This is a genomic window from Paenarthrobacter sp. CM16, from assembly GCF_013179505.1.
Classification (GTDB): domain Bacteria; phylum Actinomycetota; class Actinomycetes; order Actinomycetales; family Micrococcaceae; genus Arthrobacter.
Genome location: NZ_JABMCX010000247.1, coordinates 1 through 6,944, shown reverse-complemented (window position 1 = coordinate 6,944; position 6,944 = coordinate 1). Strand labels below are relative to the sequence as shown.

Sequence of the window (6,944 nt, the reverse complement as noted above, 5' to 3'; positions counted from 1 at the left end):
AGAGATCTCTTTGGTTGTGGAAAGGGGCGAGTCTGTTGGCATCATCGGCCGTAATGGTTCCGGAAAAAGCACAATGATGAAGTTGATCAGCGGCCAAGTGGCGCCGACCCACGGTGCTGTTTATGCTTCAAGCACTCCCGTTCTCCTTGGCGTCAATGCCGCACTGGTCCCTGAACTTTCCGGCGATCAAAACGTTGTTCTGGGCTGCCTCGCTATGGGTATGACCAGGGAGCAGATCGATGCTCGTTTCGACAGTATCGTCGAAGTCTCAGGTCTGGATTCCGCCATCTTCCTTCCGATGAAAACGTACTCCTCGGGCATGGCGTCCCGACTACGCTTTGCCATTGCAGCATCTGTCAATCCTGAAATCCTCCTTGTCGATGAGGCGCTGAATACTGGAGACGCGCAGTTCAACAACCGGAGTAAAGCACGCATGGATGAGCTGCGGGCCCAAGCGGGCTGCGTCTTCATCGTCAGCCATGGCCTGGACACCATCCGGGACATGTGCAGCAGGGTGATCTGGCTTGATAAGGGTGAACTCATCATGGACGGGCCCGCTGAAGACGTGACAGCTACTTACAAAGACTTCTCATCCAACCTTTCCCGTGGGAACAACCTCACAGCCGCAGGTATCAAGGATGAAGCCCGCGCAAACCTTGTGGCTACACGTGTGCTCGAGCGAGCCAGCGGGCGTCGGATGGAAGGGCGCTGACATGCTAGTAATCGAGGACATTCGCAAAGCTGCCTGGCATTACCGACAGGGAGGACTGAACCAGCTCTTGGAGTGGCGCAGGAGACAAAAAGTCGAGAAGCGAATTAACAGTCCACGAGGCAACCGAAAGACGAGGGCTGGTTCTTCTGGCTCGGGGCCCGCTAATCTTGCATCCTTTGGGCCCTATCGCGTACCTGATCGTGATCCGCGACGCCAGGATCTCAGAGTCGGCGTGATTCTGGATGATTTTTCAAGTGCAGCGTACTCCTTTGAATGGAACTTGTTGCACCTCCGCAAAGACTCATGGCAGGAGCAGTTGGCGGAAACGTCCATCGATTTCCTGTTCGTAGAGTCTGCTTGGAGCGGCAACCAAGGCTCTTGGAAGTACCAACTCATGGGTACATCCGGACCAAAGCCGGAGTTCTTGGAATTGATGGCGTGGTGCCGTGCGCGGCAGATTCCCACAGTCTTTTGGAACAAGGAGGATCCGCCTCACTACGAGGACTTCCTCCCTGCAGCACGTGAGTTCGACGTGGTCTTCACGAGTGATTCAGACCGTATTCCCTCCTATCAAAGGGACTTGGGCCATGACCGCATAGCTCCGCTGCCGTTTGCTGCGCAGCCGGCAATCCATAATCCGGTTCGCATTGGAGAGGGTCGCCATTCAAGAGGAGTGGCCTTCGCCGGAATGTACTTTGCTCACAAGTACCCTGAACGCCGGCAGCAGATGGATCTACTGCTCAGTGCGGCAAGGGACGCCTCGTCCAAGTCAGGGCCAAGGCTGGACATATTTTCGCGCCAACTAGGTGGTGACTCCAGCTACCAGTTTCCAGTACCGTTCAACGAGAACGTAGTTGGTAGCCTGGACTACGCAAAAATGCTCACTGCGTACAGGGCATACAAGGTATTTCTTAACGTTAATTCCGTGGTTGGTTCGCCCAGCATGTGCGCGCGAAGGATTTTTGAGATCACCGCTTCGGGGACACCTATAGTCTCTACGCCGAGCGCGGCCATTGGTCACTTCTTCGAACCGGATGAGGTTTTCGTAGCGGGGTCACAGGAACAAGGTGAACATCAGATCAGAATGTTGGCCCGCAGCCCCGAACTCAATGATCGAGTAGTTCATAAGGGCCAACGACGAATCTGGAGCGAGCACACGTATGCCCACCGCGCGGAAACGATAATCGAAGCTGTTCTCCCGGAGCGTGTGCGTCGGGTTGCCCTGCCAACAGTCAGTGCTCTCGTGCCGACCATTCGGCCGCATCAACTGGAGCATGTCTTCGCCACCATCGGAAGCCAATCGGACGTTGACGTTGAGTTGGTCTTACTTACGCACGGCTTTGAAGTTCCCATGGACCGTGTGCAAGGTCTGGCCGAAAAGTACGGGGTTCAACGATTCAAGCTTCTGGCCGCGTCCCGGGACTTGACCTTGGGCGAGTGCCTGAACCTATGTGTCGCAGCATCATCGAGTGAAGTACTTACAAAGATGGATGATGATGACTACTACGGTCCTCAATATCTCGTGGACCTCCTGCATGCGCTTGACTACTCGAAGGCAGATGTAGTGGGTAAGCAAGCCCACTACATGCACTTTGCATCAACAAAGGCGACTGTTCTCCGGATTGCTCACATGGAACACCGGTTAACCCGTTTCGTCGTGGGACCAACTATCACGGCGCGTCGCGAGGTCTTCGAATCCCATCCTTTTGAAGCCGTTAACCGTGGAGAAGATACAGGTTTTCTTAAAGCCGTCACCACAGCGGGCGGCTCCATCTATTCTGCCGACAGATTCAACTTCTGCCAGTTCCGGCAGGGCGACGGTCATACCTGGAATGTCTCAGATGAGGAACTGGCCGCGTCCGGCGAAATCAGGTTCTTTGGAAATCCCAAAGAACTCATCACTGTTTAACAAAAAGGGGAAGTAAATGACAAACATCAAAACAGTAGCTGTTGTTGGCCTTGGATATATTGGGCTTCCGACTGCCGCCATCCTTGCGACCAATGGGATCAACGTCGTTGGTATCGACGTAAACCAAAACACGGTCGATGCAGTAAACCGAGGCGAGGTCCCATTTGTGGAACCCGACCTCGGTGTCCACGTGGCAGGTGCCGTGAGCCAGGGACACCTTAGGGCAACAACGGAGACTCCATCTGCAGAGGCCTACATTGTGGCTGTGCCGACCCCGTTCCGCGACGATCATTCTGCCGACTTGAGCTACATTGAGGCCGCCGCTCGCGGAATAGCACCCCAGCTCAAAGGCGACGAACTGGTTATTCTCGAGTCGACTTCGCCTCCTCGCGCCACGCGCCACATGGCTGACTATATTCTCGCTCTGAGGCCTGACCTCTCGCTTGACGGAGCCAATGGCGCCCCTGTTATTCACTTTGCTCACTGCCCCGAGCGAGTTCTGCCAGGCCGCGTAATGATCGAACTCGTCACGAATGACCGCATTGTGGGCGGCATCACGCCCGCCGCCGCAGAACTGGCGAAAGACCTCTATGCAGTCTTCTGCCAAGGGGAAATCTTGGTTACTGATGACGTGACTGCTGAAATGGCGAAGCTGGTTGAAAACTCCTACCGCGATGTGAACATTGCCTTTGCAAATGAGCTCTCCATCATCAGCGACAAGCTCGGAATCGATGTGTGGGAATTGATCCGGTTGGCAAACCACCACCCGCGGGTCAACATCCTGCAGCCGGGTCCAGGCGTGGGGGGTCACTGCATCGCTGTGGACCCGTGGTTCATTGTGGCGGCGGCCCCGGAGGAAGCTCAGCTCATCCGGCAAGCACGCATCACCAACGATGCCAAGCCCGAATGGGTTGTGGCCAAAGCGCGCAAGGCAGCCGAGGAAGTTGGAGCCGCACCCGTTATCGCCACGCTTGGCCTGGCGTTCAAGGCAAACATCGATGACCTGCGCGAGTCGCCGTCCATCGGCATCACAGCTGAACTGGCTGAACAGCTTCCTACGGCCAAGCTGTTGGTCGTGGAGCCGCACGTAGAGGCACTCCCCGCAGCTCTTCGGGACCGATCCAATGTGGAGCTCGTAGGCACCGAAGAGGCCATTTCCAAAGCCGACGTCATTGTAGTTTTGGTGGACCACGATGAATTCAAGTCCATCTCGCCGGCGGCTTACGCAGGCAAGACGGTAATTGACTCCCGCGGCATCTGGGGAACTGATCTCACCGTAGAAGCAGCTGCCACTGTAGTCCACGCCGTCAACTGACGGCACTTCGGCTACCACAGAGGAAGACTCACTACCTTATGGACCCTAACAACGGGGACGTCGAGCTGATTCGGCAGGGCATTAGCCGTGCGGCGCTTGCCCACAATGTCCAGATCGAAAAACTGCAGGCTGAGTTGCGCGACGCGTATCAGCGGGAAGTGGAGATGGCCTCTGTGGTAGCCGAAAGGCGGCAGTTCAGCCAGGAGCTTTTCACGGCCCGCCTGAAACTGGACATGTACCGGGAGAAATATGCTGCCAGCCAGCGGGAACTCGCGGAGCGCGAAAAGAAACTCGCAGCATTGTCCAACTCGGCGCTCGGTGCGCTGCAGCTGAAGTACTGGCGCCTGCGCAGGCGCCAAGGACGGGGGAAAGCCTGATGGGTGACACGGAGAATCGCCTGTGGCGGGCTAAGAAGCGATTGGAAGAACTCGAATACTGTGAAACTGTGTCGGACTCACGGCCGGGGTTTTACACTTCGAAGTTCTACATAGATTCAGTGCTCGCTGGCGAGCCCGCTATGCCTTCGACCACAAAACGAAAGTATCTCTCGCGACGGAATGCGTCACACATAGAGGGTTACATTGATGACCTCCGCCCTGTTTTGGATGAGATTCCCGAAACCTTGGGTTCGAGAAGTCTCCGTCCCCACCCGGTTGACGTTGCCATTATTGCCGATGAGTTTCTTTACAAGAGCTTCGACTCAACTGCCAATCTGAGCTATGTCACCCTGGAAAACTACCAGGACATCGCCGACAACGCCGGGCTATTGCTCATAGCGAGTACCTGGCGCGGACTCAGAGGTGAATGGAAAGGGCTTGCGACCCCCACGTCGAAGAAGAGGAAGTTCCTTCTCGAAGAGGTCGTCCCGTACTTCCGAGCCAAAGGGGTGCCAATTGCCTTCTACTCCAAAGAAGATCCGCCAAACTACAGCCAGTTCCTGAGCATCGCCAAGGCAGCCGACCATGTATTCACGTGTGCAGCAGAAAGCGTTGCTGACTACACAAGGGATTGCCCGGATGCGAGTTCAGTTGGAGTATTGAGTTTCGGCGTGAATCCATATCACCACTCACCGGTGTACTCCCGGAGACACCGTCTCCCGGATGTTTTGTTCGCTGGTTCATGGCATACACAGCGATACCCTGCACGCCGATCAGGAGCGAAAGCCATCTTCGATGGTGTCCTCGAATCGTCTAGAAACCTCGTGATCATTGACCGCAACTGGTCATTGGAGAACAGCAGGTACTTTTTCCCGGAAGAGTACCTTCAGCATGTGGTGCCCACCGTTGATCATGATCTGCTTTTGAAACTCCAGCGGATCTCCGACTTCAATATCAACCTCAACTCGGTTATCTCCAGTTCTTCGATGTACGCGAACCGGGTTGTTGAACTTCAGGCCATGGGGTCAATGGTGTTGTCGAACTATAACGTGGGAGTCAACAACAGATTCCCCAACGTGCTGACGGCCCAAACTACGTCAGATGTTCGGGACGTTCTCGACGGAATGTCCAAGAGCAGCCTCTACGAAGTGCAAATGGAAGGTCTAAGACGGGCCTACACCGATCACCTTGCTCACGATCGCATGGCAGAGATTTTGGAGGCGGCGGGCCTGTCAACGGGAGCTTCGCGGTCAAGGGTGTGCGCCGTCATGGAGTCACCTTCCGAGGAACTGCAGCGGGTGGTTCGGGAGCAGACTGTCAGGGGAATTGAAACAGTCAGCCCCGAGCAGTTGCGCCAACGGTACAGGGAGTTTGATATAGCCGTACCCGTTTCGGACAGGTTCAGATACAGCCCCACCTATGTTGAGGACCTGGTTAACGCGTTCAAGTACGCGGACGTTGATTTCGTCACGAAGTCAATGCCGAATGTCGGCATTGACACAGTCAAGATGCCCGAGCATGAGTCCTTTTCGACGTTGCCGGAACCTTCTGCCGGCGCATTGTGGCTCGAGTCCGACGCAGGCGAAATGTATCTCCGTAATGACCGCGTTCGAGGCAGCGGCTACGTACTCGATCCGCTGGGCATTGCCGGACGTGAAGAATCCCTGGTGCTATCAGACTCGATGCCGGCTTCGGACGAAGCGTTGCTCTCCGTCATCGTGCCCGTTCATAACAACGGCCCTTTCCTGCTTCACAAATGCATCAGGTCCCTTGAGCGTTCATCCATCTTCACCAAGATGGAGATCATCCTGGTTGATGATGGATCGACGGATCTGCGCACGCATCAAATACTTGACGAATTAGCGGAGCGGTACAACCAGGTCAGTGTCTTCAAGTTCGGGGATACGGGCTCCGGTAGTGCGTCCAGGCCACGAAATAAAGGCTTGGAACTGTCAACGGCGCCTTGGATAACGTATTTGGATCCAGATAATGAAGCGATCTATGACGGCTATGCGAAGCTCGTTCAGCTTGCTACTGATGAATCGCTGGACTTGGCACTGGGTGACATGCTCAGATATTCAGACGGAATCAGGAATTTCCATAACTCCCGAAAATTGGGCCGCCATTTGAATATCTCGCCCGTAGAGGGCGACGACGTCTCTGAAAGTCTCCTCAGTCGCTTGGACTTCTATCCGATGAGTATCCAAGCAGCTGTGATTAATTCCGCATGGGTTAAGAGCCTTAACCTTGAGCAGCCCGTGGGAGCACTGGGACAGGACTCATTCTTCTTCCAGCAGTTGGTACATTACGCCCGCAGGATCGACGTCCTCGAAGTACCAATCCACATCTATTACGGTGCCGTGGAGAACTCTGTAGTAAATACGCTCGGGCCACGGTTCTACCAAAAGTATTTTCCCCTGGAGAAGGCTCGTGCCGCCTGGCTTGAAGAAGTCGGACTGATGCCCGACTACAAAGCGGGACGTGCCCAGACATTCATGAAGCACTGGTTTATCCACAAACTGAAGCGCGTACCTGAGGCCGACGTCCCCGAATGCGTTGAGTTGATCCAGCAGCTAGGGCAGATATACGCGCCCATAGTCTGGGAGGATCCTGAGGTGTTGGCGATTATGG

5 protein-coding genes are annotated in these 6,944 nt (G+C 55.2%); all 5 read left to right on the top strand.

The genetic code is table 11. The features are described 5' to 3' along the window. Positions 1–712, top strand: a 712-nt coding sequence (locus tag HP499_RS18365) for an ABC transporter ATP-binding protein (protein WP_172325625.1), incomplete at its 5' end; no start/stop codon positions are given. 232 nt (positions 713–944) lie between these two features. Next, positions 945–2,621, top strand: a complete 1,677-nt coding sequence (locus HP499_RS18360) for a glycosyltransferase (RefSeq protein WP_309138420.1) — start codon at positions 945–947, stop codon at positions 2,619–2,621. Between the two features lie 16 nt (positions 2,622–2,637). Next, positions 2,638–3,936, top strand: coding sequence for a UDP-N-acetyl-D-mannosamine dehydrogenase (wecC, locus tag HP499_RS18355; RefSeq protein WP_172325623.1), 1,299 nt, complete (start codon positions 2,638–2,640; stop codon positions 3,934–3,936). A gap of 38 nt (positions 3,937–3,974) precedes the next feature. Continuing rightward, positions 3,975–4,313 (top strand): hypothetical protein, encoded by a 339-nt coding sequence (locus HP499_RS18350; RefSeq protein WP_172325622.1) that lies wholly within the window; start codon positions 3,975–3,977, stop codon positions 4,311–4,313. A 41-nt stretch (positions 4,314–4,354) separates the two neighbouring features. Next, positions 4,355–6,944, top strand: a 2,590-nt coding sequence (locus tag HP499_RS18345; protein ID WP_172325621.1) for a glycosyltransferase, incomplete at its 3' end; no start/stop codon positions are given.